This is a genomic window from Variovorax sp. dw_308, assembly GCF_019207085.1.
In the GTDB taxonomy this organism is placed as follows: domain Bacteria; phylum Pseudomonadota; class Gammaproteobacteria; order Burkholderiales; family Burkholderiaceae_C; genus Variovorax.
Map to the genome: position 1 here is coordinate 150,728 of NZ_JAATOM010000006.1, position 25,047 is coordinate 175,774.

At 63.9% G+C, this 25,047-nt stretch carries 34 protein-coding genes; 6 read left to right on the plus strand and 28 right to left on the minus strand.

Annotated features, from left to right (window positions below; genetic code table 11):
- Positions 1-14: 14 nt before the first annotated feature.
- Entirely contained in the window at positions 15-512 is a 498-nt protein-coding gene (locus HCU76_RS14760) for a TlpA disulfide reductase family protein (protein ID WP_213958434.1), read from the plus strand.
- Positions 513-717: 205 nt separating this feature from the next.
- Here HCU76_RS14760 and HCU76_RS14765 read toward each other — a convergent pair whose 3' ends face one another.
- Positions 718-1,167: a cytochrome c gene (locus HCU76_RS14765; RefSeq protein ID WP_213958433.1), complete on the minus strand. Its 450-nt coding sequence runs from the start codon at positions 1,165-1,167 to the stop codon at positions 718-720.
- 144 nt (positions 1,168-1,311) lie between these two features.
- On the opposite strand from HCU76_RS14765, the gene HCU76_RS14770 reads away from it, so the two are divergent.
- Both HCU76_RS14770 and HCU76_RS14775 read left to right on the plus strand, forming a co-directional pair.
- Positions 1,312-2,025, plus strand: coding sequence for a cytochrome b/b6 domain-containing protein (locus HCU76_RS14770; RefSeq protein WP_213958432.1), 714 nt, complete (start codon positions 1,312-1,314; stop codon positions 2,023-2,025).
- Positions 2,022-2,603, plus strand: coding sequence for a GNAT family N-acetyltransferase (locus tag HCU76_RS14775; RefSeq protein WP_213958519.1), 582 nt, complete (start codon positions 2,022-2,024; stop codon positions 2,601-2,603). Before HCU76_RS14770 ends, HCU76_RS14775 begins: the two co-directional genes overlap by 4 nt.
- 1 nt (position 2,604) lies before the next feature.
- Here the strand turns inward: HCU76_RS14775 and HCU76_RS14780 are convergent, their stop codons facing one another.
- The 23 genes from HCU76_RS14780 to HCU76_RS14890 form a co-directional block, all read right to left on the minus strand.
- Positions 2,605-3,111, minus strand: a complete 507-nt coding sequence (locus tag HCU76_RS14780) for a peroxiredoxin (protein ID WP_213958431.1) — start codon at positions 3,109-3,111, stop codon at positions 2,605-2,607.
- 75 nt (positions 3,112-3,186) lie between these two features.
- Positions 3,187-3,456 carry a 30S ribosomal protein S17 gene (gene rpsQ, locus HCU76_RS14785; RefSeq protein WP_213958430.1) on the minus strand — a complete coding sequence of 90 codons (270 nt, stop codon included), beginning with the start codon at positions 3,454-3,456 and terminating at the stop codon, positions 3,187-3,189.
- A gap of 9 nt (positions 3,457-3,465) precedes the next feature.
- Complete coding sequence (gene rpmC / locus HCU76_RS14790) at positions 3,466-3,711, minus strand: 50S ribosomal protein L29 (protein WP_213958429.1); 246 nt, start codon at positions 3,709-3,711, stop codon at positions 3,466-3,468.
- Positions 3,712-3,727: 16 nt separating this feature from the next.
- Positions 3,728-4,144: a 50S ribosomal protein L16 gene (rplP, locus tag HCU76_RS14795; RefSeq protein WP_213958428.1), complete on the minus strand. Its 417-nt coding sequence runs from the start codon at positions 4,142-4,144 to the stop codon at positions 3,728-3,730.
- A 28-nt stretch (positions 4,145-4,172) separates the two neighbouring features.
- A complete protein-coding gene (gene rpsC, locus HCU76_RS14800) occupies positions 4,173-5,075 on the minus strand; it encodes a 30S ribosomal protein S3 (RefSeq protein ID WP_213958427.1) in 903 nt (300 codons plus the stop codon).
- Between the two features lie 14 nt (positions 5,076-5,089).
- Positions 5,090-5,422 carry a 50S ribosomal protein L22 gene (gene rplV, locus HCU76_RS14805; protein ID WP_213958426.1) on the minus strand — a complete coding sequence of 111 codons (333 nt, stop codon included), beginning with the start codon at positions 5,420-5,422 and terminating at the stop codon, positions 5,090-5,092.
- Positions 5,423-5,431: 9 nt separating this feature from the next.
- Entirely contained in the window at positions 5,432-5,710 is a 279-nt protein-coding gene (rpsS, locus tag HCU76_RS14810) for a 30S ribosomal protein S19 (RefSeq protein WP_007838132.1), read from the minus strand.
- A gap of 11 nt (positions 5,711-5,721) precedes the next feature.
- The gene (gene rplB / locus HCU76_RS14815; RefSeq protein WP_213958425.1) at positions 5,722-6,546 is read right to left on the minus strand and encodes a 50S ribosomal protein L2; all 825 of its coding nucleotides are present in this window, start codon (positions 6,544-6,546) and stop codon (positions 5,722-5,724) included.
- 2 nt (positions 6,547-6,548) lie between these two features.
- The gene (gene rplW, locus HCU76_RS14820) at positions 6,549-6,875 is read right to left on the minus strand and encodes a 50S ribosomal protein L23 (protein WP_213958518.1); all 327 of its coding nucleotides are present in this window, start codon (positions 6,873-6,875) and stop codon (positions 6,549-6,551) included.
- A gap of 5 nt (positions 6,876-6,880) precedes the next feature.
- Positions 6,881-7,501, minus strand: coding sequence for a 50S ribosomal protein L4 (gene rplD, locus HCU76_RS14825; RefSeq protein WP_213958424.1), 621 nt, complete (start codon positions 7,499-7,501; stop codon positions 6,881-6,883).
- Positions 7,501-8,181, minus strand: coding sequence for a 50S ribosomal protein L3 (rplC, locus tag HCU76_RS14830; RefSeq protein ID WP_213958517.1), 681 nt, complete (start codon positions 8,179-8,181; stop codon positions 7,501-7,503). The genes rplD and rplC overlap by 1 nt, the downstream gene beginning before the upstream one ends.
- 224 nt (positions 8,182-8,405) lie before the next feature.
- A complete protein-coding gene (locus HCU76_RS14835; protein WP_218509801.1) occupies positions 8,406-8,963 on the minus strand; it encodes a hypothetical protein in 558 nt (185 codons plus the stop codon).
- On the minus strand, positions 8,939-10,660 hold the full coding sequence (locus HCU76_RS14840) for a hypothetical protein (protein WP_256354192.1): 1,722 nt from the start codon (positions 10,658-10,660) through the stop codon (positions 8,939-8,941). Before HCU76_RS14840 ends, HCU76_RS14835 begins: the two co-directional genes overlap by 25 nt.
- A gap of 16 nt (positions 10,661-10,676) precedes the next feature.
- Positions 10,677-10,991: a 30S ribosomal protein S10 gene (rpsJ, locus tag HCU76_RS14845; protein WP_007838118.1), complete on the minus strand. Its 315-nt coding sequence runs from the start codon at positions 10,989-10,991 to the stop codon at positions 10,677-10,679.
- Between the two features lie 24 nt (positions 10,992-11,015).
- Positions 11,016-12,209, minus strand: coding sequence for an elongation factor Tu (gene tuf / locus HCU76_RS14850; RefSeq protein WP_218509802.1), 1,194 nt, complete (start codon positions 12,207-12,209; stop codon positions 11,016-11,018).
- 240 nt (positions 12,210-12,449) lie between these two features.
- Positions 12,450-14,549: an elongation factor G gene (gene fusA, locus HCU76_RS14855; RefSeq protein WP_213954327.1), complete on the minus strand. Its 2,100-nt coding sequence runs from the start codon at positions 14,547-14,549 to the stop codon at positions 12,450-12,452.
- An 83-nt stretch (positions 14,550-14,632) separates the two neighbouring features.
- On the minus strand, positions 14,633-15,106 hold the full coding sequence (gene rpsG, locus HCU76_RS14860; protein ID WP_114968651.1) for a 30S ribosomal protein S7: 474 nt from the start codon (positions 15,104-15,106) through the stop codon (positions 14,633-14,635).
- Between the two features lie 177 nt (positions 15,107-15,283).
- Positions 15,284-15,661, minus strand: coding sequence for a 30S ribosomal protein S12 (gene rpsL, locus HCU76_RS14865; protein ID WP_213954645.1), 378 nt, complete (start codon positions 15,659-15,661; stop codon positions 15,284-15,286).
- Positions 15,662-15,781: 120 nt separating this feature from the next.
- A complete protein-coding gene (locus HCU76_RS14870) occupies positions 15,782-16,951 on the minus strand; it encodes a D-alanyl-D-alanine carboxypeptidase family protein (RefSeq protein ID WP_213954328.1) in 1,170 nt (389 codons plus the stop codon).
- Between the two features lie 25 nt (positions 16,952-16,976).
- Complete coding sequence (locus HCU76_RS14875) at positions 16,977-17,609, minus strand: alpha/beta fold hydrolase (protein ID WP_218509803.1); 633 nt, start codon at positions 17,607-17,609, stop codon at positions 16,977-16,979.
- Positions 17,610-17,611: 2 nt separating this feature from the next.
- Complete coding sequence (locus HCU76_RS14880) at positions 17,612-17,965, minus strand: ferredoxin (RefSeq protein WP_218509804.1); 354 nt, start codon at positions 17,963-17,965, stop codon at positions 17,612-17,614.
- 9 nt (positions 17,966-17,974) lie between these two features.
- Positions 17,975-19,084 carry a VanZ family protein gene (locus HCU76_RS14885; protein WP_213954331.1) on the minus strand — a complete coding sequence of 370 codons (1,110 nt, stop codon included), beginning with the start codon at positions 19,082-19,084 and terminating at the stop codon, positions 17,975-17,977.
- Positions 19,085-19,087: 3 nt separating this feature from the next.
- Positions 19,088-19,525, minus strand: a complete 438-nt coding sequence (locus HCU76_RS14890; RefSeq protein WP_213954332.1) for a CopD family protein — start codon at positions 19,523-19,525, stop codon at positions 19,088-19,090.
- Positions 19,526-19,840: 315 nt separating this feature from the next.
- Between HCU76_RS14890 and hemB the strand changes: the two genes are divergently transcribed.
- Both hemB and HCU76_RS14900 read left to right on the plus strand, forming a co-directional pair.
- On the plus strand, positions 19,841-20,845 hold the full coding sequence (gene hemB, locus HCU76_RS14895) for a porphobilinogen synthase (RefSeq protein ID WP_218509805.1): 1,005 nt from the start codon (positions 19,841-19,843) through the stop codon (positions 20,843-20,845).
- A gap of 60 nt (positions 20,846-20,905) precedes the next feature.
- Positions 20,906-22,066 carry a magnesium transporter CorA family protein gene (locus tag HCU76_RS14900; protein ID WP_218509806.1) on the plus strand — a complete coding sequence of 387 codons (1,161 nt, stop codon included), beginning with the start codon at positions 20,906-20,908 and terminating at the stop codon, positions 22,064-22,066.
- 197 nt (positions 22,067-22,263) lie between these two features.
- On the opposite strand, the gene HCU76_RS14905 is transcribed toward HCU76_RS14900, so the two are convergent.
- From HCU76_RS14905 to HCU76_RS14915, 3 genes are read right to left on the minus strand one after another with little or no spacing between them, the layout of a single operon-like run.
- The gene (locus tag HCU76_RS14905) at positions 22,264-22,638 is read right to left on the minus strand and encodes a DUF4148 domain-containing protein (protein ID WP_213954335.1); all 375 of its coding nucleotides are present in this window, start codon (positions 22,636-22,638) and stop codon (positions 22,264-22,266) included.
- A 41-nt stretch (positions 22,639-22,679) separates the two neighbouring features.
- On the minus strand, positions 22,680-23,048 hold the full coding sequence (locus tag HCU76_RS14910) for an alpha/beta hydrolase (RefSeq protein WP_213954336.1): 369 nt from the start codon (positions 23,046-23,048) through the stop codon (positions 22,680-22,682).
- A 29-nt stretch (positions 23,049-23,077) separates the two neighbouring features.
- Positions 23,078-23,215 (minus strand): hypothetical protein, encoded by a 138-nt coding sequence (locus HCU76_RS14915; protein ID WP_218509807.1) that lies wholly within the window; start codon positions 23,213-23,215, stop codon positions 23,078-23,080.
- A gap of 156 nt (positions 23,216-23,371) precedes the next feature.
- Between HCU76_RS14915 and HCU76_RS14920 the strand changes: the two genes are divergently transcribed.
- A complete protein-coding gene (locus tag HCU76_RS14920; protein WP_218509808.1) occupies positions 23,372-24,286 on the plus strand; it encodes a LysR family transcriptional regulator in 915 nt (304 codons plus the stop codon).
- 76 nt (positions 24,287-24,362) lie between these two features.
- On the opposite strand, the gene HCU76_RS14925 is transcribed toward HCU76_RS14920, so the two are convergent.
- Positions 24,363-25,046 carry a dienelactone hydrolase family protein gene (locus HCU76_RS14925; RefSeq protein WP_218509809.1) on the minus strand — a complete coding sequence of 228 codons (684 nt, stop codon included), beginning with the start codon at positions 25,044-25,046 and terminating at the stop codon, positions 24,363-24,365.
- Position 25,047 lies beyond the last annotated feature (1 nt).

Sequence of the window (25,047 nt, forward strand, 5' to 3'; positions counted from 1 at the left end):
CTGCCTTGGTACCCATGAAAAAAGCCCTCTATGTTGCCGCAACCGCGATCGCCCTGGCAGCCGGCGTTGGCGTGTACCTGCACTCGGGCGCCACGGCCGCCCCGGCATCGAAGTTCGTCCTGCTCGACGGCAGCCAGAGGACCACGGCCGACCTCAAGGGCAAGGTCACGCTGGTCAACTTCTGGGCCACGAGCTGCGTCACCTGTGTGGGCGAGATGCCCAAGGTGATCGCCACCTACGACAAGTACAAGGACAAGGGCTACGACACGCTGGCCGTGGCCATGAGCTACGACCCGCCGAGCTACGTGGTCAATTTCGCCGAAACGCGCAAGCTGCCGTTCAAGGTGGCGATCGACAACACCGGCGCGGTGGCCAAGGCGTGGGGCGATGTGCAACTCACCCCGACCACCTACCTGGTCAACAAGCGCGGCGAGATCGTCAAGCAGTACGTGGGCGAACCCGATTTCGCCGAGCTGCACCAACTCATCGAGAAGCTGCTGGCCGAGGCCTGAAAAGGCGTGATCTTTCCGGCGCGGACGCCGATCTCCGGTCTGCGGTGTTGGCTCCCGCATGCGGAGCGCTTTGCGCAGTTGTCAGCCTCCGCCGAAGCTTCGATGTCACCGCACGAGAGTGCGGTTCCGCTGCGCGAACCGGTCTCCCGGCAGGCGCCCCTCTATGAGACCTTCACGACTTTTTTGAACGCTGGACGCCGCCGAGTCATTTCGACCGGAAGGCGTCGTGGCAGGACTTGCAGGTGTCGCCCGTCGATGCGACCGCCGCCTTCAGCGCGTCGAGGTCACCGGTCTTCGCGACGGTCAGCAGCTTGGCGGTCTCCGCCACCAGCTTGTCGCTGGTTTCCTTGAACTTGGCTGTGTCCTTCCAGATTTCCGGCTTCGCCTTGCCGCCTTCCGTGCCGGGCGCATAGGCGCCACTCCACGGCAGTTGCGAGATCGTCGCCACCAGTTCGGCGTTGGCGATCACCGCCGCCTTGTCGTAGGGAACGCGGCCGTTGGCCATCGCCGCGATGCGCCCGAAATGCGCGCCCTGCAGGGCCATTGCGCTCTGCCGGTACTTGACGGCGTCCTCCGGCTTGGAGAACTGCGCCGCCGCCGGCACTGACAGCGCAGCGCAGACGGCCGCAATCGCAAACGTGGCAAGTCTTTTCATCGTGTGAGTCCTCCAAAAAAGGGCGCTGAGGCCGCGCCGCATGTCAGTGTGAGGAGGGCGCAACAAAGCGCTCATAGCGACAACCCGAAGACAGGGTGCCCCGACTTTGCTAATCTGCGCCTTCCGCAGTCCGCCACCTATCCGATGAGTGTTCCGTTCGAGCCGACCACCCGCCGCGCCGCGTTGGGGAACGAGCTTGCGCGCCCGACCCGGATCTGGGACCTGCCGACGCGCCTGTTCCACTGGGCGCTGGCCGCTGCGGTGATCGGGCTGCTCATTACCGGGATGAGCGGCATCATGGAGTGGCATTTCCGGCTCGGCTACACCGTGCTCGCGTTGCTGCTCTTCCGATTGCTGTGGGGCTTCGTGGGCGGGCGCTGGTCGCGCTTCGCGTCCTTCGTCTATTCGCCGCGCTGGGTTCTCGGCTACCTGCGCGGGCGCTCGCACCCTGACCACCTGGTCGGCCACACCCCGCTGGGCGCGCTGTCGGTTTTTGCGGTGCTCGGGATGCTTATCTTGCAGGTGTGCACTGGACTCGTCTCGGACGACGAGGTCTCGGCATCCGGGCCGCTCACGCGCTTCGTGTCCAACGCAACCGTGAGCCTTGCCTCCCAATGGCACACGCAGTTCGGCAAGTGGGGCGTCATCGCGCTGGTCAGCCTGCACGTGCTGGCCGTCCTGTACTACGTGCTGGTGAAGCGCCAGCGGCTGGTGAGACCCATGATTTCCGGCGACAAGCTGCTCGCCGGCCTGCGCGTGGCGGAAAGCCGCGACACCACCTCCACCCGGTTCACCGCACTGATACTGTTCCTGCTGTGCGCGGCGTTCGCGGCCTGGATCGCCTCCTTACGCGCATGAGCCATTCCGTCTCCCGCCCGCTTCCGCTGGCCGACGCACCTGAAATCATCCTGCTCATGCCCGATGAGCCGCACGAGATGGAGGCCACGCGCGCCATCTTTCGTGAGTACGCTGCCTCGCTCGACTTTGACCTCGGCTTCCAGAATTTCGAAGAGGAAGTGGCCGGGCTGCCGGGCGAATACGCCGAGCCGCGCGGCGCACTGCTGATCGCGCTGGTCGATGCCGCGGATGTCGTGCCGGGCATCGGCGCACCCTTGCTTACCCGCAGCGACGGCAGGCTCGCCTGTGTTGCCGGCTGCTGCGCGCTCCGCCCGCTCGACACGGTGGACGAGCCGAACGCCGCCGAAATGAAGCGCCTCTATGTCCGGCCGGCTTTCCGCGGCTTCGGGCTGGGCCGCCAGCTCGCCGAAGCGGCGCTCGATGCCGCCCGCAGCGCTGGCTATGCCTGCGTGCTGCTCGACACCCTGGACGAGATGGAACTCGCCCGCGCCATGTATGAGGACCTGGGGTTCGAGGAAGTGCCGCCCTACTATCACAACCCGATTCCGGGCGCGCACTACCTCAAGGCGGAGCTTTGATTCAGCCCTTGGCCTGGGCGAGGATGGTCTCGGCGTTGCTGACCTCGAACTTGCCGGGCGCCTCGACGTTCAACGAAGCCACCTTGCCGTCCTTCACCAGCATCGAATAGCGGTTGCTGCGCAGTCCCATGCCGCGGCTCGTGAGGTCAAGCGTCAGGCCGGTGGCCTTGGCGAAGTCAGCGCTGCCGTCCGCCAGCATGCGCACCTTGCGGCCGCTCTTCTGGTCGCGCGCCCAGGCGCCCATCACGAAGGCATCGTTCACGCTCACGCACCAGATCTCGTCGACACCGGCCGCCTTGAGCTCGTCGAAGTGCTTGACGTAGCCCGGCACGTGCTGGGCCGAGCAGGTTGGCGTGAAGGCACCGGGCAAGGCGAACAGCGCAATCGTCTTGCCGGCCGAAGCCTTGGCCACGTCCACCGCGTTCGGGCCGATGCTGCAGCCTTCGCCTTCGACTTCCGAATACTCCATCAGCGTGGTCGCGGGAAGGGTGTCGCCAACTTTGATCATGAACATTGCTCCAGAGTTAAAACAAAAACGGCCCACATTGTGGGCCGTTTTCGAGGGGTCCGTCAGGACTGGGGATCAGACTGCAGCAGCCTTTTCAACCAAGCGGGTCACAACCCAGTTCTTGGTCTTCGAGATCGGCTTGCTTTCCGTGATCTCGATGGTGTCGCCCAGCTTGTACTCGCCCTTTTCGTCGTGCGCGTGGTACTTGCTCGTCTTGGCAACGATCTTGCCGTAGAGCTCGTGCTTCACGCGACGCTCGACCAGAACGGTCACGGTCTTCTCACGCTTGTCGCTGACCACCTTGCCGATCAAGGTGCGCTTGAGGGATCTTTTAGCTTCCGTCATGTTCACTCCTTACTTGGCGGCTTGGGTTTCTTGCTTTTGGGCAAGAATGGTCTTGGCGCGGGCGATGTCGCGACGCGTGACGCGCAGCGTCGAGGTGTTCGACAGCTGTTGCGTGGCTTTCTGCATGCGCAGGCCGAAATGGGCCTTTTGCAATTCCTTGATTTCGGTCTGCAGGCCGGCGACGTCCTTGTCGCGCAGCGTTGCTGCCTTCGATACCTTGGCCGTCTTGGCGTCGGCCTTCTTACGTGTTGCCATGTGATGTTCTCCTCGTTCAGGCGCCGAGTTGGCGCGATACGAACGTGGTGCGCAGCGGCAGCTTGGCAGCAGCCAGGCGGAACGCTTCGCGGGCGAGTTCTTCGGGCACGCCGACGATCTCGAACACGATCTTGCCTGGCTGGATTTCAGCGACGTAATACTCGGGGTTGCCCTTGCCGTTACCCATCCGCACTTCTGCGGGCTTGTGGGAGATCGGCTTGTCGGGGAACACACGAATCCAGATACGACCACCGCGCTTGACGTGGCGCGAAATCGCACGACGTGCGGCTTCGAGCTGGCGTGCCGTCAGGCGGCCGCGGTCGGTGCATTTCAGGCCGAAGTCACCGAAGGCAACCGAGTTGCCCCGGGTTGCGATGCCGGTGTTGCGGCCCTTTTGTTCCTTGCGGAACTTTCTGCGTGCAGGTTGCAGCATGTTGTTTACTCCTTGGTTCTAAGAGCGATTACTCGCTCTTGGCACCGTCAGCTGCTGCAGCTGGCGCGGCTTTGCGGACGCGCTTAACGGCGGGTTTCGAGTCTGCACCGCCCGCTTCGGCGGGCTTGTCGCTGCCGTCGGCCGGTGCGGTGTTGCCACCGATCGGGCCGCGGGCACCGGGGCGAGCCGGACCACGACGATCCGAGCCCGGACGGTCGCCACCCGGGCGGCCATCGCGGCGCGGACCACGCGGACGACGCTCGTCGTCCGGACGCGGCGTTTCGACGGCCGGCAGGTCGTTACGACCCAGCGTGTCGCCCTTGTAGACCCAGACCTTGACGCCGATGACGCCGTACGTGGTCTTGGCTTCCGAGGTGCCGTAGTCGATGTCGGCGCGCAGCGTGTGAAGCGGCACGCGACCTTCGCGGTACCACTCGCAACGTGCGATTTCGATGCCGTTCAGGCGGCCCGACGACATGATCTTGATGCCTTGTGCGCCCAGGCGCATCGCGTTCTGCATCGCACGCTTCATGGCGCGACGGAACATGATCCGCTTCTCGAGCTGCTGCGTGATCGAGTCGGCGATCAGTTGCGCATCGATTTCAGGCTTGCGCACTTCTTCGATGTTCACTGCCACCGGCACGCCCAGCTGCTTGCCGAGTTCGCGCTTGAGGTTCTCAATGTCCTCGCCCTTCTTGCCGATCACCACGCCCGGACGTGCCGAGTAGATCGTGATGCGGGCGTTCTTGGCGGGGCGTTCGATCATCACGCGGGAGACCGATGCGTTCTTGAGCTTCTTCTTCAGGTACTCGCGCACCTTGATGTCTTCGGCCAGCATGCCCGCGAAGTCGCGGTTGTTGGCGTACCAGCGGCTGGACCAGTTGCGGGTGACCGCAAGGCGGAAGCCGGTCGGGTGGATTTTTTGTCCCATAGTCTTCCAGCTCTTTAGTTGCCGACCGTCACGTACACATGGCACGTGGGCTTGCTGATGGAATTGCCGCGACCCTTGGCCCGAGCGGTGAAACGCTTGAGCGTTGCGCCTTGCTCGACGTAGATGGTCTTGACCTTCAGTTCGTCGATGTCGGCACCGTCGTTGTGCTCGGCGTTGGCGATGGCCGACTCGAGCACCTTCTTGATGATCACAGCGGCCTTCTTCTGCGTGAATTGCAGAACGTTGAGCGCTTGATCGACCTTCTTGCCGCGGATCAGGTCAGCGACCAGACGGCCCTTGTCGACCGAAAGGCGAACGCCGCGGAGGACTGCACGTGTTTCAGACATGGTCGTTCCTTACTTCTTCTGGACTTTTTTGTCCGCGGGGTGCCCCTTGAACGTACGCGTGAGCGCAAATTCGCCGAGCTTGTGGCCGACCATCTGATCGGTGATGTAGACAGGCACGTGCTGCTTGCCGTTGTGAACGGCAATGGTCAGGCCGATGAACTCGGGTAGGACCATCGAGCGACGCGACCAGGTCTTGATCGGCTTCTTGTCCTTGGTCGTCACGGCCTTGTCGGCCTTGGCCACGAGGTGGTGGTCGACGAACGGACCCTTTTTGAGAGAGCGAGTCATGAGGCTGTCCCTTACTTCTTGCGACGCGACACGATGAAGACTTGCGTGCGCTTGTTGTTACGGGTCCGATAGCCCTTCGTGAGGTTGCCCCACGGGTCGACCGGATGACGGCCTTCACCCGTCTTGCCTTCACCACCACCGTGCGGGTGGTCCACCGGGTTCATCACCACGCCGCGAACGGTCGGGCGGATACCCATGTGACGCTTCACACCGGCCTTGCCGAGGCGGCGCAGGCTGTGTTCTTCGTTGGCGACTTCACCGATCGTTGCGCGGCATTCGACGTGCACGCGGCGGACTTCGCCGGAGCGCATGCGCACCTGGGCGTAGACGCCTTCGCGTGCCAGCAGCGTGGCCGACGTGCCAGCCGAACGCGCGATCTGCGCGCCCTTGCCAGGTTGCAGCTCGATGCAATGGATGGTCGAACCCACCGGGATGTTGCGGATCGGCAGCGTGTTGCCGGCGCGGATCGGGGCTTCCGAACCGCTCAGCAGCGTTGCACCGGCTTCCAGACCGCGCGGGGCGATGATGTAGCGGCGCTCGCCGTCGGCGTAGCAGACCAGCGCGATGTGGGCGGTACGGTTCGGGTCGTATTCGATGCGTTCGACCTTGGCCGGGATGCCGTCCTTGTTGCGCACGAAGTCGACGACACGGTAGTGATGCTTGTGACCACCGCCCTTGTGACGCGTCGTGATGTGACCGTTGTTGTTACGGCCAGCCTTCTGGAATTGCGGCTCCAGCAGGGCTGCGTGGGGAGCACCCTTGAACAGGTGATCCCGCGAGATCTTCACCGCGCCGCGTTGGCCCGGCGAAGTGGGTTTCATCTTGATGACGGCCATGATTAAGCGCCTTCCCCGACGAGGTTGAGCTCTTGACCGGCCTTCAGCGTCACATAGGCCTTGCGAACGTTGTCGCGGCGACCGATGGACTTGCCGAAGCGCTTGGTCTTGCCCTTGATGTTGAGCACCGACACGCCCTGGACTTCGACCTTGAACATCAGTTCAACAGCGGCCTTGATCTCGGGCTTGGTGGCGTCCTGCAGCACCTTGAAGGTGACTGCGTTCGACTTCTCGCCGACCATCGTGGCCTTTTCGGACACGATCGGTGCGACCAGCACCGACATCAGCCGGCCTTCGTCGAACTGGCGTTCTGTGGGCGTAGGATTCATGCGGCTCATGCGAACATCTCCTTGAGCTTGTCGATGGCGGCCTTGGTGACCAGCACCTTCTTGTAATGCACCAGCGAAACCGGATCGGCGTAACGCGGCTCGACGACGAGCACGTTCACCAGATTGCGCGAGGCGAGGTACAGGTTCTCGTCGACTTCGTCGGCGATCACGAGCACCGATTCAAGGTTCATCGCCTTGAACTTCGCGGCCAGCGGCTTGGTCTTGGGCGAGTCGACCTTGATCGAATCGACCACGGCCAGACGGCCTTCGCGAGCGAGCTGCGAGAAGATCGACGCCATGCCGGCGCGGTACATCTTCTTGTTGATCTTCTGCGAGAAGTTTTCGTCAGGCATGTTCGGGAAAATCCGGCCACCCCCGCGCCACAGCGGCGAGGACGTCATACCGGCACGGGCGCGGCCCGTTCCCTTTTGCTTGAAAGGCTTCTTGGTCGAGTGCTTGACCTGCTCGCGGTCCTTCTGGGCGCGCGTGCCTTGGCGGGCGTTGGCCTGGAATGCAACGACGATCTGGTGGACCAGGTCTTCGTTGTAGGCACGGCCGAACACGGTCTCGGGGGCGTCGTACTTCGACGCGGCCTGGCCTTGTTCGTTCAGGAGTTCGAGTTCCATTACTTCGCTCCTTCAGCAGCTTGCGGCTTGGCTTTGACAGCCGGGCGCACGGTGACGAAGCCACCCTTGGAGCCCGGGATCGCGCCCTTGATCAACAGCAGCTGACGCGCTTCGTCGATACGGAACACATCGAGGTTCTGGGTCGTCACGGTGACGTCGCCGAGGTGGCCCGTCATGCGCTTGCCCGGGAACACGCGGCCTGGATCCTGCGCCATACCAATGGAGCCGGGAACGTTGTGCGAACGGCTGTTACCGTGCGACGCGCGTTGCGAGCTCATGTTGTGACGCTTGATGGTGCCAGCGAAGCCCTTGCCGATGGAAGTGCCCTGCACGTCCACCTTCTGGCCAACCGCGAACACGCTGGCTGCGGCAATGACGCCACCCGCCTTGTGCTGACCAGCCGTATCGGCGGTCACGCGGAATTCCTGGATGATTTCACCGGCTTCGACACCTGCCTTGGCGAGGTGGCCGGCTTGTGGCTTGGTCACGCGCGATGCTTTGCGTGAACCGAACGTCACCTGCAGGGCAACGTAGCCGTCAGTCTCTTGCGACTTGATCTGGGTCACGCGGTTGTTGGACACATCCACCACCGTGACAGGAACTGCGTCCCCATCATCGGTGAAGAGACGCATCATCCCCACCTTGCGACCCAGCAACCCGAGGGAGTTGCTCAGACTCATATGTTTTCTCCAAAAATGGAAGTCTTCTTCCGCCACTGCCACTTCAATTGGCGACAGCGTTTTGCCGATTTCCTCGGGCAAAGCCCGGGAGCCCGGTAACGGGAGAAGGTTGATAAACCCCGGCCAGTTCAAACGCCCATGATGGACGCAGGAAAGGCAGAGCCAGCGATTATAGCCCGGCTCCGGGTTTCTACGCAAGCGGCGATGGAGCCGCGGCGTAGCGGTCAGCGTGCGGGCATGGAGATGACCGCGTCGCCTGCTGGCAGCTTCTGCAGCTCGCCGGCCGAGCGCAGCTTTGGCGTGGCCCCGCCGACCCGCACCGGAATGGAAGTCGCGCTGCTCATGCCGTTTTGCGTCGTGAAGACGTTGATGTAGGCGATGCCTTCGCTGGCCGGCGTCGCACGGACGGTGACTGTGGTCGTCTGGCCGGCCGGAAGGCGGAGTTCATCGGCACCCACGAGCGTGAGCCCGGCATCTGCGGTGAAGCGAGCGGAGCCCCCAGCCGGGTCGCTGATGTTGCCGAATTGGATCACGACGGCCGCGCCTTGCCCGACGTTCACCGAGTCATCGACGGAATACTGGACGTCAACGCCTGAGCCGCTCTTCTTCACCGCCGCCCGGGTCAACGCCCGCTTTGCCGTGGTGCCCGCCTCCTCCGCCTTTGCCTGGACATCGGCGAACGTGATGGCCGGCGCCAGCAAGGCGAGAGCGAGAAATGTCGGGCCAGGCCACCTGCAGGATTTCATCACCGCGTTCCTCAATTGATCGTGACGGTAAAGCATGTCACCTGCGTCGGTTCCAGGTAGTCATTGAAATCATTGACCACGATGATGTTGTCGCCCGCACGCATGGCCACGGTGGCCGATTCGGTCGGCGCGACCACGTCGCTCACGGCCAACAGGCCTGCGCTATCCACTTCGAAATCCGGGTCGGAACCGTTGGGCCCCTTCACCGTGATCACATGGCTGCCTGCCGCGGGGAGGCTCACGCGCAGGTAGGCATAGCTGCCGAGCTTGTTGACGAAGCCGGCCGCGGTGGAGACGCAGGCCTGTGTCGAGCCACCGAGGTTGGCGGGGATGTACATGGGAAAGACTGTCGTGACGGCCGGCGTCCCGCCGCCATTGGCCTCCTGGGCGCCAAACGGATCGTTGGCCGCCGTGCTGATGTTCTGGGCGCTCAGCAACCCATTCAGAGTGGACACGTTGCCGGGCGAGGCCGCGCCGAAGGCCGCAGAGAACGAATGAATGGATGTCATGGCTACGCTGGTCTTCATCCCGCCGGTCATGGCAGCGTGGATGGGTTGGAAGCCGATACTTTGGTTGAGGTTCCACAGGATCGCCTGAATCGACGGCTCCCGGTACCAACCCGGGTTGCTGGCCGGGCCCACGCTCAGATCGATCAGCGTCGCGCCGCTTTGCGCACTGCCGCTGGAGTCGGTGTAGGTGCTGCGGGCCAACGCGATGCCGGACCAAGCGTCGCCCCAACCCTCGGAGAAGGCGACACGGCGGTCCAGGCGATCCCCGCCGGAATGACCGCCGCCGGGCGAGTCGTCGCGACTGAAGACCGCCTGGTAGTAATGGCCCCACTCGTGCGCGACGACGGAAGCATCGTATTCGTCAGTGTCGACATTTTCCTTGCCGAGAACGTAGATGGAGCGCGGACTGGTCGCATCGGAAAAGGCCGTGGTGCCGATCTGCCCGATGGCTGGATCGCCATCTACAGGCACGTTGTTGGCGCTCCAGAAGACCTGGAGAGCCGGAAATACTGAATTGGGGGCGACGGACAGCACCTTTTGCATCGCCGTGTTGATGGTGTCGAGCAGGGCGAACGGAGCCGCTGCGCGCGTCGAGGTGTAGGACGCGCCGCCCCATCCAGAGGCGGCATGGAGATTTTGTGTGGCGGCCACCGCGCCCAAGCTGAAGGTTGCCGAGTCCATCACGTAGATCGCGTTGGCATGCGTGTTGTCGCGCACGCTCACATCCCATGTCGCACCGCTGCCGCCAGTCTGCAGCATCTGCGCCTTGACGCGAACAAAGATGGTGGTGTTGACTGGAACCGAGGCCGAGTAGCCGCCCTTGGAATCGGTGGTCGTGGTGGCGAGCACGGTCTGAGATGAATTCAGCACCTCGACGACCGAGCCGCGGATCGGCTTGGCAGCGGTCGCGGCGTAATCGAGCGCGCCGGTGTTGTTGGGCACGTAGTCGTAGGTGGCGGTGCCGCTCACTGTGCTGGTTGCGGCGGTGACTGGAAGGAAGCCTCCTCCGCCGCCGCCACCGCCCCCTCCGCCACCGCAGGCGGTCAGCACGAGGGCGACGAGAATGGCCAGGCAGCGCAACGCCAAAAATTTACTCAAGCTCAAGCAGGGCCTCCATGAACAGCAGAAAACGCGGGGCTTCGCCCAAGCCGGCTGAGGATGCCACAAGCCGGCCCTGAAAACGAAAACCCGCGGGCATTTCTGCCCGCGGGTTTTGTAAGTCAAAGTGACTGCTCGTGACTTACTGGAGCTTGATCTCGACGTCGACGCCAGCCGGCAGGTCGAGCTTCATCAGCGCGTCTACGGTCTTGTCGGTCGGGTCCACGATGTCCATCAGACGCTGGTGCGTGCGGATTTCCAACTGGTCGCGCGAGGTCTTGTTGACGTGCGGCGAGCGCAGGATGTCGAAGCGCTTCATGCGGGTCGGCAGGGGCACGGGGCCCTTGACGATCGCGCCGGTGCGCTTGGCGGTGTCAACGATTTCGGCAGCCGACTGGTCGATCAGCTTGTAATCAAACGCCTTCAGGCGGATACGGATTTTTTGCTTGGTAGCCATGATGTTTCCTTTTCGCCAAGCTGATTAGACGTCCAGGATCTTGGCAACGACGCCCGAACCCACGGTACGGCCGCCTTCACGGATGGCGAAGCGCAGGCCTTCTTCCATCGCGATCGGGTTGATCAGCTTCACGGTGATGCTGACGTTGTCGCCAGGCATGACCATTTCCTTGTCCTTCGGCAGTTCGATCGCGCCAGTCACGTCCGTCGTGCGGAAGTAGAACTGCGGGCGGTAGTTGTTGAAGAACGGCGTGTGACGGCCGCCTTCGTCCTTCGACAGCACATACACCTCGGCGGTGAAGTGCGTGTGCGGCTTGATCGAGCCCGGCTTGCACAGGACTTGGCCACGTTCGACTTCTTCGCGCTTGGTGCCGCGCAGCAGCACGCCGACGTTGTCGCCCGCCTGGCCCTGGTCGAGCAGCTTGCGGAACATTTCGACGCCGGTGCAGGTGGTCTTGACCGTCGGGCGGATGCCCACGATTTCGATTTCTTCGCCGACCTTGATCACGCCGCGCTCGACGGCGCCGGTCACGACCGTGCCGCGACCCGAGATCGAGAACACGTCTTCGACGGGCATCAGGAAGGTGCCGTCCACAGCGCGTTCCGGCGTCGGGATGTAGGTGTCGAGTGCGTCGGCCAGCTTCATGATGGCTTCTTCACCGAGCTTGCCCTTGTCGCCTTCCAGCGCCAGCTTGGCCGAGCCGTGGATGATCGGGGTGTCGTCGCCCGGGAATTCGTACTTGTCCAGCAGTTCGCGGACTTCCATTTCGACGAGCTCGAGCAGTTCGGCGTCGTCGACCATGTCGCACTTGTTCAGGAACACGATGATGTAGCCCACACCCACCTGGCGTGCCAGCAGGATGTGTTCACGGGTCTGGGGCATCGGGCCGTCAGCAGCCGAGCACACCAGAATGGCGCCGTCCATCTGGGCGGCGCCCGTGATCATGTTCTTCACATAGTCGGCGTGGCCGGGGCAGTCGACGTGGGCGTAGTGGCGGTTGGCCGTTTCGTATTCGACGTGGGCGGTGTTGATCGTGATGCCGCGGGCCTTTTCTTCGGGCGCTGCGTCGATCTGGTCGTATGCCTTGGCTTCGCCGCCGAACTTGGCCGACAGCACCGTTGCGATCGCAGCGGTCAGCGTGGTCTTGCCGTGGTCGACGTGACCGATCGTGCCGACGTTGACGTGCGGCTTGGTGCGGGTGAACTTACCTTTTGCCATTTTTCAATCCTTGAAAGAGCATGCCCGTGTGGGGGTTTAACGTCTGCATCGCACTGCGGGTTCCCTTGCCACGGGCAGCGAGGGGCGTGTGATCGCAGACAGATTCAAAATTTCAAATACGGGTACCGGACGCAGAGGACGCGAAGGTTCCGCGAAGGACGCAAAAAGAAAACCAAAAATGAATCTGGATTCTTTTGCGTCCTTTGCGTTTCATCGCGCCCGGTCAAGTCCGATTTATTCTTACTTCGCGCGGGCGGCGACAATGGCTTCGGCGACGTTGCGCGGAGCTTCGGCGTAGTGCTTGAACTCCATCGTGTACGTGGCGCGGCCTTGCGACATCGACCGCAGCGTGGTCGAGTAGCCGAACATTTCCGACAGCGGCACTTCGGCCTTGATGGCCTTGCCGCCACCGATCATGTCGTCCATGCCCTGCACCATGCCGCGACGGCTGGACAGATCGCCCATCACGTTGCCGGCGTAGTCTTCAGGCGTTTCCACTTCGACGGCCATCATCGGCTCAAGGATGACCGGGCTGGCCTTGCGGCAGCCTTCCTTGAAACCGAAGATCGCGGCCATCTTGAATGCCATTTCGTTCGAGTCCACGTCGTGGTACGAACCGAAGTGCAGCGTGACCTTGACGTCCACCACCGGGTAGCCGGCGAGCACGCCCTGGCCCAGCGCTTCGATGACGCCCTTTTCGACCGCGGGGATGTATTCGCGAGGAACCACACCGCCCTTGATCGCGTCGACGAACTCGAAGCCCTTGCCGGCTTCCTGCGGCTCGACCTTCAGGATCACGTGGCCGTACTGGCCCTTGCCGCCCGACTGGCGCACGAACTTGCCTTCAGCATCTTCCACCGTCTTGCGGATGGTTTCGCGGTAGGCCACTTGCGGCTTGCCGACGTTGGCTTCCACGCCGAATTCGCGCTTCATGCGGTCCACGATGATTTCGAGGTGGAGCTCGCCCATGCCCGAAATGATGGTCTGGCCCGATTCCTCATCGGTCTTGACGCGGAACGAAGGATCTTCCTGCGCGAGACGCTGCAGGGCGATACCCATCTTTTCCTGGTCGACCTTGGTCTTCGGCTCGACGGCCTGCGAGATCACCGATTCCGGGAACACCATGCGCTCAAGCGTGACGATCGCGTCCGGATCGCACAGGGTTTCGCCCGTGGTCACTTCCTTCAAGCCGACGCAGGCAGCGATGTCGCCGGCGCGGATTTCGCTGACTTCTTCGCGGTTGTTGGCGTGCATCTGCACGATACGGCCGATGCGCTCTTTCTTGCCGCGCACCGGGTTGTAGACGCTGTCGCCCTTCTTCAGCACGCCGGAGTAGACGCGCACGAAGGTCAGCTGGCCCACGAACGGGTCGGTCATCAGCTTGAACGCGAGGGCCGAGAATTTTTCGCTGTCGTCGGCCTGCCGCACCACCGGGTGCTCGTCGTCATCGGTGCCCGAGACCGGCGGAATGTCGGTCGGTGCGGGCATGTATTCGATGACGGCGTCGAGCATGGCTTGCACGCCCTTGTTCTTGAAAGCCGAGCCGCAGAGCATCGGCTGGATCTCGCCAGCGATCGTGCGCGTGCGGATGGCCAGCTTGATCTCTTCCTCGGTCAGCTTTTCGCCTTCGAGGTACTTGTTCATCAGCTCTTCGCTGGATTCAGCGGCGGCTTCCACGAGCTTCTCGTGGTATTCGTTGCAGACGTCGACCAGGTCGGCCGGGATCTCACCGTAGGTGAAGGTCACGCCCTTGTCTTCGTCCCAGATGATGGCCTTCATCTTCACGAGGTCGACGATGCCCTGGAACTTGTCCTCGGCGCCGATCGGGATCTGGATCACAACGGGGTTGGCCTTCAGGCGGTCGATCATCATCTGGCGAACGCGCAGGAAGTTGGCACCGGTGCGGTCCATCTTGTTGACGAACGCGAGACGCGGAACCTTGTACTTGTTGGCCTGGCGCCAGACGGTTTCCGACTGGGGCTGCACGCCGCCGACGGCGTCGTACACCATCACGGCGCCGTCGAGCACGCGCATCGAGCGCTCGACTTCAATCGTGAAGTCCACGTGGCCCGGGGTGTCGATGATGTTGATGCGGTGTTCCTGGAAATTCTGGCCCATGCCCTTCCAGAAACAGGTGGTCGCAGCCGAGGTGATCGTGATGCCACGCTCTTGCTCTTGCTCCATCCAGTCCATCGTGGCGGCGCCGTCATGCACTTCACCGATCTTGTGGTTCACACCGGTGTAGAACAGGATGCGCTCGGTCGTCGTGGTCTTGCCAGCGTCGATGTGCGCCGAGATACCGATATTGCGGTAGCGCTCGATGGGGGTATTGCGTGCCATGAAATTACTCCGTTAACGGCGGAAAGCCCGCCCACCACATGGCAGGTCGGGCCTCAAGCCTGGTCTGATTGAAAAGACGGTGCTTAGAAGCGGAAGTGGCTGAAAGCCTTGTTGGCTTCTGCCATGCGGTGCACTTCGTCACGCTTCTTCATCGCGCCGCCACGGCCTTCCGTGGCTTCCATCAGTTCGTTGGCCAGACGCAGGGCCATCGACTTCTCGCCGCGCTTGCGGGCAGCTTCCTTGATCCAGCGCATCGACAGGGCGAGGCGACGGACCGGGCGCACTTCGACGGGCACCTGGTAGTTCGCGCCACCGACGCGGCGCGACTTCACTTCGACCATGGGCTTCACATTGTTGATGGCCATGGTGAAAGCCTCGACCGGGTCCTTGCCCGGGTTCTTCTTTTCGATCTGTTCGAGCGCGCCATAAATGATGCGTTCTGCAACAGCCTTCTTGCCGCCTTCCATGATCACGTTCATGAATTTGGACAGCTCGACATTGCCGAACTTCGGGTCCGGCAGGATTTCACGTTTGGGGACTTCGCGACGACGTGGCATTTTTCTAACCTCTTTGCTTCAGTTGGCACCGTTTCCGGCACCGCGAGAGCTAACAAAAACTCTCACTTACTCGACCCGAACCTGGGTCACTACGTCCGATGCACCCGCCAAGGCACGCCGAACACCGCTGAATGAGAACGACAGAAGGACGAATCCTTCAAAAAAACAGAGGACCTATCAGGCCTTCTTCGGGCGCTTCGCGCCGTACTTGGAACGCGACTGCTTGCGGTCTTTCACGCCTTGCAAGTCGAGCGAACCGCGCACGATGTGGTAGCGCACACCGGGCAAGTCCTTGACACGACCGCCGCGAACCAGCACGACGCTGTGTTCCTGCAGGTTGTGGCCTTCGCCGCCGATGTAGGAGATGACTTCGAAGCCATTGGTCAGACGGACCTTGGCAACTTTGCGAAGCGCCGAGTTGGGCTTCTTTGGCGTCGTGGTGTAGACGCGGGTGCAGACACCGCGACGTTGCGGCGAGTTCTGCATGGCAGGGCTCTTGGAGTTGACTTTCTCAACTTCGCGACCCTGACGCACCAATTGATTGATGGTTGGCATGAATGAATAGTCCAAAAATTCTGCAGTGTGGACCCCTGTCGTGACACAGGGACTGCAGATGACGAAAACGTGAAACCCTTCGGAATTTTCCGAAAAGCCCACGATTATAGCAGGCGCGCTCTACTTGATCCAGAGGCGCATGGCATCCCAGGCGCGGCCCGTGATGCCGGCCTGCTCGACGCCCTCGAGCGCCACCAGAGGAACCTCCGTCACCGGCTGGTCGCCCAGCGTGACCCTAAGCGAGCCGATCGCCTGGTTCCTGGCGAAAGGGGCCACCAGCGGATCGGGACGCGCGATCTGCGTCTTGATCTTGCTGGCCGAGCCCGAAGGCACGGCCACGACGATGGGCTCGACGCGGCCGATCTTCATCGTGTTCTGCTTGCCCTTCCACACCGCTGGCGTGGCAACGGGCTGACCGCCGTCGAACAGGCGGACGGCGTCATAGGCCGTGTAGCCCCAGTTCAGCAGCTTTTGGGATTCGTTGGCCCGTGCGTTTTCGCTGGAAGCGCCCAGCAGGATGCTCAGCAGGCGACGGCCACCGGCGAGGTTGGGGAAATCGCGCTTGGCCGTGACGATCATGCAGAAGCCGGCCGCCTCGGTGTAGCCGGTCTTCAGGCCGTCCACGGTCGGGTCGCGGAACAGCAGCAGGTTGCGGTTGGTGTCGTTGGTCGAGGGCGTGCCGGGGTAGCGGTACTTCTTGATCGCGTAGTACTTCACCTCGTCCGGAAAGTCGCGCAGCAGGCGCGTCGCGAGGATGCCGAGGTCCCTTGCGGTCGTCGTGTGGCCGGGCGCGGTCTGGCCTTCCGGATTTTTGTAGGTGGTGTTCTTCATGCCGAGCGCCTTGGCCTGCTCGTTCATGAGTTCGACGAAATGCTCGACGGTGCCACCCACGCCTTCGGCCAGCGCCACGGTGGCGTCGTTGCCCGACTGCACGATCAGGCCCTTGATCAGGTCTTCTACCGGCACCTGCATCTTCGGGTCGATGAACATGCGGGAGCCGGGCATCTTCCAGGCGCGCTGGCTGACCGGCAGGGTCTGCGTCAGGGTGATCTTCCTGGCGCGCAGCGCATCGAAGACCACGTAGGCGCTCATGAGCTTGGTCAGCGAAGCCGGTTCGACGGGGCTGTCGATGTCCTTCTGCGCAAGGATCTGGTTGGCGGTGAGGTCCAGCAGGAGGTAGCTGCGGGCCGCGACATCCGGCGGCGCGGGAACCTGGGCGGATGCCGGGATGCAGAACGGCAATGCGACAGCGAGCAGAAGCGCACGCAGCGCATTCGAAAAACGGGTCATGGAAGGACGGGGAGCGAAGGGAAAACTAGCTCGGGCGCAGATGGCGGGCGACGAGATTCTTGAGCAGCGGCAATTGTCCGTGAAAGAAATGCCCGCCTCCGGGAACCACCATGACAGGAAGTGACTGCGGGCGTGACCAATCCATCACTGCGGCGAGCGAAACCGTGTCGTCCTGTTCGCCGTGGACCACCAGCACGCGCTCGTGCGACGCGGCGGGTATCGGCGGCGGCGGCACGCGCTCGACGCTCGGGCCGACCAGTGCGATGCGCTGGATGTCGCGTGAACCCCAAAGCGACTGCAGCGCACTGATGGCGACGAAGGCGCCGAAGGAGAAGCCGGCGATCGACAAGGGCCCGTCGGGCGCGACTTGCTGCACCACCGCCAGCATGTCCTCGGCCTCGCCGCGCCCCTCGTCGTGCGCGCCTTCGCTGGCGCCGACGCCGCGGAAGTTGAAGCGCACGGCTGTCCACCCGGCGCCGACGAATGCGCGCGCCAGCGTCTGCACCACCTTGTTGTCCATGGTGCCGCCAAACAGTGGATGGGGATGCGCGATGACGGCAATGCCCTGGGGCGCCGTGCCGGCGGCCGGCGCATCGCGCAGGGCCTCGATGACCCCGGCGCCGCCGTGCAACTGGATTCTTTCGGTCCGGGGGTTCACCTTCAGCGCCCCACGCTGGGCGGCAGCAGCAGGCGCTCGACGACCTGGCCGTTCTTCAGGTGCGAGTCAACGATCTCGTCGATGTCTTCCGTGTCGACGAAGCTGTACCAGACCGCGTCCGGATACACCACGGCCACCGGACCGCCCGCGCAACGATCGAGGCAGCCCGCCTTGTTCACGCGAACCTTGCCCTGGCCGGCCAGTCCGGCCTGCTTGACGCGCATCTTGCAGTGGTCGAAGCCGGCCTGCGCGTTGTTCTGGGAGCAGGAGTCTTCGCCGTTCTTGCGTTCATTCAGGCAGAAGAAGATGTGGCGGGCGTAGTAGCCGCTCTGTGCGGGGGGCGGAGGCGTGGGCATCGGACGATTCTAGGTTTGGCCGCCGCGGCGCGAGAGCGCCAGCACCACGTAGCCCAGCGTGGCGAAGGGCCAGAGCCAGCCGAGCCACTGCGCCAGGCCGTTGAAGCGTATGAAGCGACCCTGCTCCCAGGTCGCCAGCGTCTGGGCGAAATAGGCGCTCTCCGGCGCCTGATTGAGCAGGCTCAGGTGCACGACCAGCGCCAGGATCAGCAAGCCGCCGCACAGGCGACGCGGCGCCCACAGCAGCGGCACGCCCATCACAACGGCCGCCGCGATACCGACTTGCACCGGCAGGCTGAGCCAGGACCAGGCATGCGGCGGCCCGTAGCTCAAGGCCGCCGACAGCGCGCTGCCGGCAATTCCGGCCAGCAAGGTCAGCGACAGCAGCAGCGCGCGCTGCGCCACCGCGCGTACCACGAAGAAGCCCAGCAGGCAGGGCACCAGAGCGCCCAGCATCACGCAGAGCAGTTCGACGCCCGGCACCAGCGGCTGCAACTCGAACTGGCGCACCGGCATCCAGTCGAGGAAGGGAGTGTCCATCAGGAGTTCGGAGATGGCCGCCTCGACGCGCTCGAACACCTGCCCCAAGCCGAAGGTCACCGCCGCAGGAAACAACAGCGCGACCGGCCAGAGCGCGATCAGCACCAGCGCCCCGCGCGGCTCCTCGACGAACCATTTCGAACGGGCGGTGTGCCAGTGCGCAATCACGCCCAGGCGTTCCAGGCCGGCCGCGAGCACCGCGCCGACCAGCGCGCCGGCCGAATTCAGGCTGAGGTCCACGTTGGAAGGCACGCGCACAGGCAGGTAGCTTTGCAGCGTCTCCATGGCAAACGAGATCGCCACGCCGGCGAGCGTGGCGCGCAGCACGGCGCCGGGTGCCCCCAGTCCCGTGCGTGTGCGCATCACGGTCAAGGCGGACAGGAACCCGAAAGGGACGTAGCCCACCACGTTGACGGCGAAATCGAACCCGGTCCAGTACTTCGGCCACGGCGCGGCCAGGTAAGCCCAGGGCGCGATCCCCTGGTCGCGCCAGTCGGCAAACGGATACAGGCTGGCGTAGACGATCAGCGCCGCATAGGCCAGCGCAAGGGGGAGAGCGGTTGTCTTGTGGGCGGCCAAGGATCAGAACGGGCGCACGACCACCAGCAGGACGATCGCCAGCAAGAGCAATACTGGCGCCTCGTTGAACCAGCGGTACCAGCGATGGCTGCGCCGGTTCTCGCCTGCCTCGAAGCGCCGCAGCAGCACACCGCAGCCGTGGTGGTAGCCGATGACCACCAGCACCAGCGCGAGCTTGGCATGCAGCCAGCCATTGCCCGGCCCGCGTCCGGCGCCGAATCCCAGCCAGAGCCACAGGCCGAGGACCAATGCGGGAACGGCCAGCACGGTGGTGAAGCGCATCAGCTTTCGGGCCATCAGGAGGAGCCGCGCCCGTTCGGCGATCGACTCCGGCGGCACCATGGCCAGGTTCACAAAGATGCGCGGAAGGTAAAAAAGACCGGCAAACCAGCTTGCGACGAAGACGATATGCAGTGACTTGACGACGTTGAACCAGAGCATCCGGCGCAGTTTAGTGGGCGCACGCTCCGGTGCGAGCGGGCAAAAAAAAGCCCGGCGTCAAAACGCCGGGCCAGGAAGCCCTTTTGCTGTCACACATCAAGGCACCCGCTCAGGGAGGAAAAGCGGGGGACGACAAGTCGCCCAAGACAGAATTTAACAAAGCCTTCCGACCCTTTCAACCCAGTGGTAACTATTTTTTGACGTTTGTGGCGCGCAAGATACAACCAAACGTTTCATCTCGTCGAAATCCCCGGACGAACGGTCGTGCGAAAACAACAAGCCGGCGCCGACATCACTTCAGGCACAATTTTCGGCATGACCCCCCTCGCCCCCTTCCCCGCCGGCCGGCCGCGCAGGCTGCGCCGCGACGCCTTTTCGCGCAACCTGGTGCGCGAACATGCCGTGACCGCCCATGACCTGATCTACCCCGTGTTCGTGCAGGAGGGCCAGAAGAAGCGCGATGCCGTGGCCTCGATGCCGGGCGTCGACCGGTTGAGCCTGGACTTGCTGCTGCCGGTGGCGGAGGAATGCGTGGCGCTGGGCATCCCGGTGATGGCCCTGTTTCCGGTGATCGACAGCAGCCTCAAGACGCCGTCGGGCGATGAAGCCTTCAACCCGGATGGCCTGATTCCCCGCGTGGTCGCCGCGCTCAAGTCGCGCTTCCCCGAACTGGGCGTGATGACCGACGTCGCGCTGGACCCCTACACCAGCCACGGCCAGGATGGCTTGCTGGACGACACCGGCTACATCCTCAACGACGAGACGGTGGAAGTGCTGACGAAGCAGGCACTCACTCAAGCCGAAGCCGGCGTCGACATTGTGGCGCCCAGCGACATGATGGACGGGCGCATCGGCGCGATCCGCGACATGCTCGAAACCGACGGCATGATCCACACCCGGATCATGGCCTACAGCGCCAAGTACGCCAGCGCCTTCTACGGCCCCTTCCGTGACGCGGTCGGCTCGGCCGCCAACCTCGGCAAGAGCAACAAGAAGGTCTACCAGATGGACCCGGGCAACAGCGACGAGGCGCTGCGGGAAGTGGCCATGGACATTGCCGAAGGCGCGGACATGGTGATGGTCAAGCCCGGCATGCCGTACCTCGACATCGTGCGCCGCGTGAAGGAAGAGTTCCGCGTGCCGACATTCGCCTACCAGGTCAGCGGCGAATACGCGATGCTGAAGGCCGCTGCGCACAACGGCTGGCTCGACCACGACGCCGTGATGCTGGAAAGCCTGCTCGCCTTCAAGCGCGCGGGCGCCGATGGCGTGCTGACCTACTTTGCGCTGGACGCCGCCCGCCTGCTCCAAAAACAATAGCGCCGTCTGCCCGATGCATGGGCAAGGGCGGGTTCGGCTCACGGAATACATCGACCACCGATGCGCAGCTTCGAGATCAACAGCTCCCAGGTGCGCGAGCATGATGCCTTGGCGCCACTGGCCCTGCCGGGCGCCTGCGGCGGCGACAGCTACCTGTGGATTTCCCTGACGCGGGAGGAATTCCGGTCGCAGCTCGACACGGTGCAGGACGTCCTGCAAAGCCTCTGCGGCACGCAACTGGTCGACCTGCACGTGCTGGACCTGCTCAACGAGCAGTTGCCGTCTCACTACGACTACACCTCGATCTACGACGTGCTGGTGATCCGGCGCCTGGCGACGAGCCCGGGAAGCCTGGGCGCTGCCGCGCAGGCGCCCGCGCCGGACAACCCGACCGCCGTGCCCGATGGGCAGTCGCTGCTCAAGCGCATCGAGACCCGCCCGGTGGGCTTTGCCGTGTTCGACCGCGTCCTGCTGTCGGTGCACCCGGAAGACGGCGCGGTGCGCGACGCCTACGCTGCCAAGCTGCTGGCCACGGGCACGCCGGGCGTGGCCACATTCGCGCCCTCCCCCGCTCCAGATGGGAGACCGGCAAGCAAGCGCCTGCCGACAGGCCCGTCCGACCTGATGCTGCGATTGGTCAACCAGATCGTCGATGGGTACCTGGAACTGCGACGCGAGATGACGCGCCAGATCGACCACTGGCAGGCGGAACTGATCGACATCAAGAGTCGCTTCTCCAATTGGGGCGCGCTGATGCAGGCGCGCCAGTCCCTGCATCGGCTCGACGAGATCTGCGAGGACCAGCGCGGCGCGGTGCAGGACTGGATCGACGCGCTGGAGACGCTGCCCACGCCCGACGACCCGGCCGAGCGCCGCGAGCGCGAACTGGTGATGATCCGCAGTCGCGACGTGCATGAGCACATCGAGCGCGTGCTGCACCACGTCCGCCGGCTGGAGCAGAACGCCGAGACCGCGGTGCAGATGCATTTCAGCGTGCAGAGCCATCGCACCAACGACATCATGCGAGTGCTGACGGCGCTGACGGCGGTGTTCCTGCCGCTCAATCTCATCGCAGGCATCTTCGGCATGAACTTCGAGTTCATCCCGCTGGTGCACAAGGCCGATGGCTTCTGGATCGCGATGGGGGCGATGGGCGTGATCGCGGTGGTGTTGGTGGTGGTGTTCTGGCGGAAGCGGTACCTCGCCCGCACCGCTCGTTAGGAAGGGGTGAATCTTCCTACTGCGGACGCCGATCTCGGGCCTGTGCTGCTCACCGCACGGGAGTGCGGTTCCGCTGCTCGACCCGACCTCGGCGCCCTCGCTACGGAATCTTCACCCCTTCCGGCCGGCGCTTGACTGAAAAAAAGGGCCGGGTGGTGCTGCGCACCTACCCGGCCCTTCATGCGTCCTGCGGACTCTTACATCCGGGTCGAGTTCCTGCGGACCAGCTCGGCGCGGACGTCGACCGGGTTGCCCATCGTCGACACGAGCTTGCTGTTGACGCGCGAACTTGCGTTCACGTTCTGGTCCGGGGCGGCCGCGGTGCGGACGGCCTCGGCCTTCACCACGCTGCGATCACCCGAAACCTCGACGGTTTCCGCACCGCGCGAACCGCGCGTCACGTTCTGGTCCGGAGCGCGGGCCGCACGCATGGCCTCGCCCTGCACATCCGCACGATTGAGACCGGACCGGGGCGCTTGAACACCTTCGTAGGTCTCTGCCTGGGCGCCCGTCGCAGCGATGAGCCCGACGGCTGCGAACACGACAGATGCGAAAAGATTGGAGGCTTTCATGGGAGTTCCCGGATCAGGTGGTGTGGCAGCGTGGGGACGGATCACAGCGCGGCTTGGCGCTGTGCCGCCGGGCGACGGACCGCCAGCGAACCGTTGGTGTACTGCGCCGGCACGGTGTCGCGGTAGAAAGCGCGGCGGTCGAGGCTGGCCAGCGGGTCATGCGCCTTGGCGAAGGCTTCGGCACGCATCACGGCGCGATCGACGGTGCTGTTGGTGGCAGCGACCACGCCGTCATTGGCACCTTCGGCGTAGGGGTTGGCCGAGTGGGCGGCGACGGTCGCTTCTGCCGCGACTTCGGCGCGGGCGCGCTGGTTCGTCGGCGCTTGCACGCCTTGATAGGTTTCAGCCTGGGCGCCAGCGGCGGCAAAGAGAGCGATGGCAGCGGCGGCGAGGATGTTCGAGGTCTTCATGATGATGTTTCCTTAGGTTGGGACTGGACTTACAGACGAGACGTCAACGATGCCGTGCCGGGAGCAACGGGCATCATGTGCAGCGCGCGTGCTGCGGCATACGTTTCTGCTTGCACGCGGGTGACAGTCAGCAGGGCCCTGAGTACGTCGATGAACTTGGCGGTCATTTCTTTTTCCTTTCGAGGTTCAACAAGAATGGATTTCTCGTCCGGTCCTTGTTTTGTCGGATTGGCAGTAGTGCCGCTCCGTGCATCGAATTTTGGACGCATTGCCTAGGTAAAAACCCTCGAAAATCGAATCACCGCGTTCACGAACTGGAAACAATGGACAGCCTCGACCTCATCAAGACCTTCAGGGAAGTGGCGGCCTGTGGCAGCTTCTCCAAAGCCGCCGCCAGGCTCGACATGTCCAAGGCCACGGTCAGCAAGTACGTGGCCGAACTGGAGACCCGCTTCGGCGTGCGCCTGCTGAACCGGTCCACGCGCTCGGTCAGCCTCACCGATGCCGGCGCCCTGCTGCTGGAGCGCAGCAAGCCGGTGCTGGAGATGGTCGAGTCGACCCAGGCCGAGATGCAGGGCCTGGCCGAACAGCCGCGCGGGCGCTTGCGCATCTCGGCGACCCACGGCATGGGGCAGGGCAACCTGCCGGGGTTGCTGGCGCAATTCATGGGCCACTACCCTGACGTGCACATCAGCCTGCAACTGACGAACCGCACCGTGGACATGGCCGAGGAAGGCATCGACCTGGCCCTGCGCTTCGGCCCCATCACCGACGACAACCTGATCGTGCGTCGGTTGCTGCTGATGGACCTGGTCGTCTGCGCTTCACCACGCTACTGGAAGAAGCACGGCAAGCCCATGCTCCCGTCGGATCTCGCACATCACGATGCGCTCACCAACTTCAACCAGGGCCAGCATCCGCAGTGGGGCTTCGTGGTCGATGGCCAGCCGGTCACGGTGAATGTGAAGAGCCGCATGGACGCCACCGAGGGCGCACCGCTGATCGAGGTCGCGCTGCATGGCTACGGCGTGCTGTACCTGCCTGCGCTGCTGGTGCAGTCGCACATCGACCGGGGCGAGCTGGAGCCGGTGCTGCAGACCTACGTGCGCAGCGACATGTGGCTGTCTGCGGCCTACCTGCAACGCCGCCACAACAGCGCCGCGTTGAGGGCGCTGCTGGACTTCCTGGAGACGCGGATCAAGGGGCCGGCCAGGATCGTGCGGCCGAAGAAAGCCTGATCCAGGCTCCAGCAACTGCCGGTCGCCCCGGCATGGGGGCGCGCGTTGGCGATGACGGCCTTGACGCCGTTACTCGTCAGCCGACGTGCTGGGCAAAGAAGGCCAGCGTGCGCTCGAGCGCGAGCTTGGCCGCCACGGCGTTGTACGAACCGCGCTGGTCGCAATTGAAGCCGTGGCCGCATTCGTACACGTGCACCTCCACCTCGGGGTGCGCGGCGCGGAAGGCATCGACGGTGGGCATGGGGATCCAGTGGTCGTTGTTGCCGAAATGGACCAGCACCGGCACCTTGGGTTGCAACGCGCTTTCTTCCGGCGTGGTCATGCCGCCGCCGTAGTAAGGCGCGGCGGCGGACAGGCCCGACACCACGGCTGCCGCGCGCCAGGTGAGCAAACCGCCCCAGCAATAGCCCACGATGCCGACCTTGCCGGCCTTGCCCGCGTAGTCGACCGCGGCCTGGATGTCCTGCAGCACACCCGGCGGCGGCAGGGCTTCCACGGCCGTCTTGAGCGCGAAGCCGGCCTTCATGTCGTCCTCGGTGTAGCCGAGTTCGACGCCCTGCTTCACGCGGTGGAAGGTGGCGGGCGCCACGGCGAGATAGCCCGATGCCGCATAGCCGTCGGCCACGGCGCGGATGTGCGAGTTGACGCCGAAGATCTCCTGCACGACGACGACGGCGCCCTTCGGCTGGCCCGCGGGCTCGGCCACGTACGCCGGGAAAGTGAAGCCGTCCCTGGCAGTGAGATCGATGAATTGGCCCATG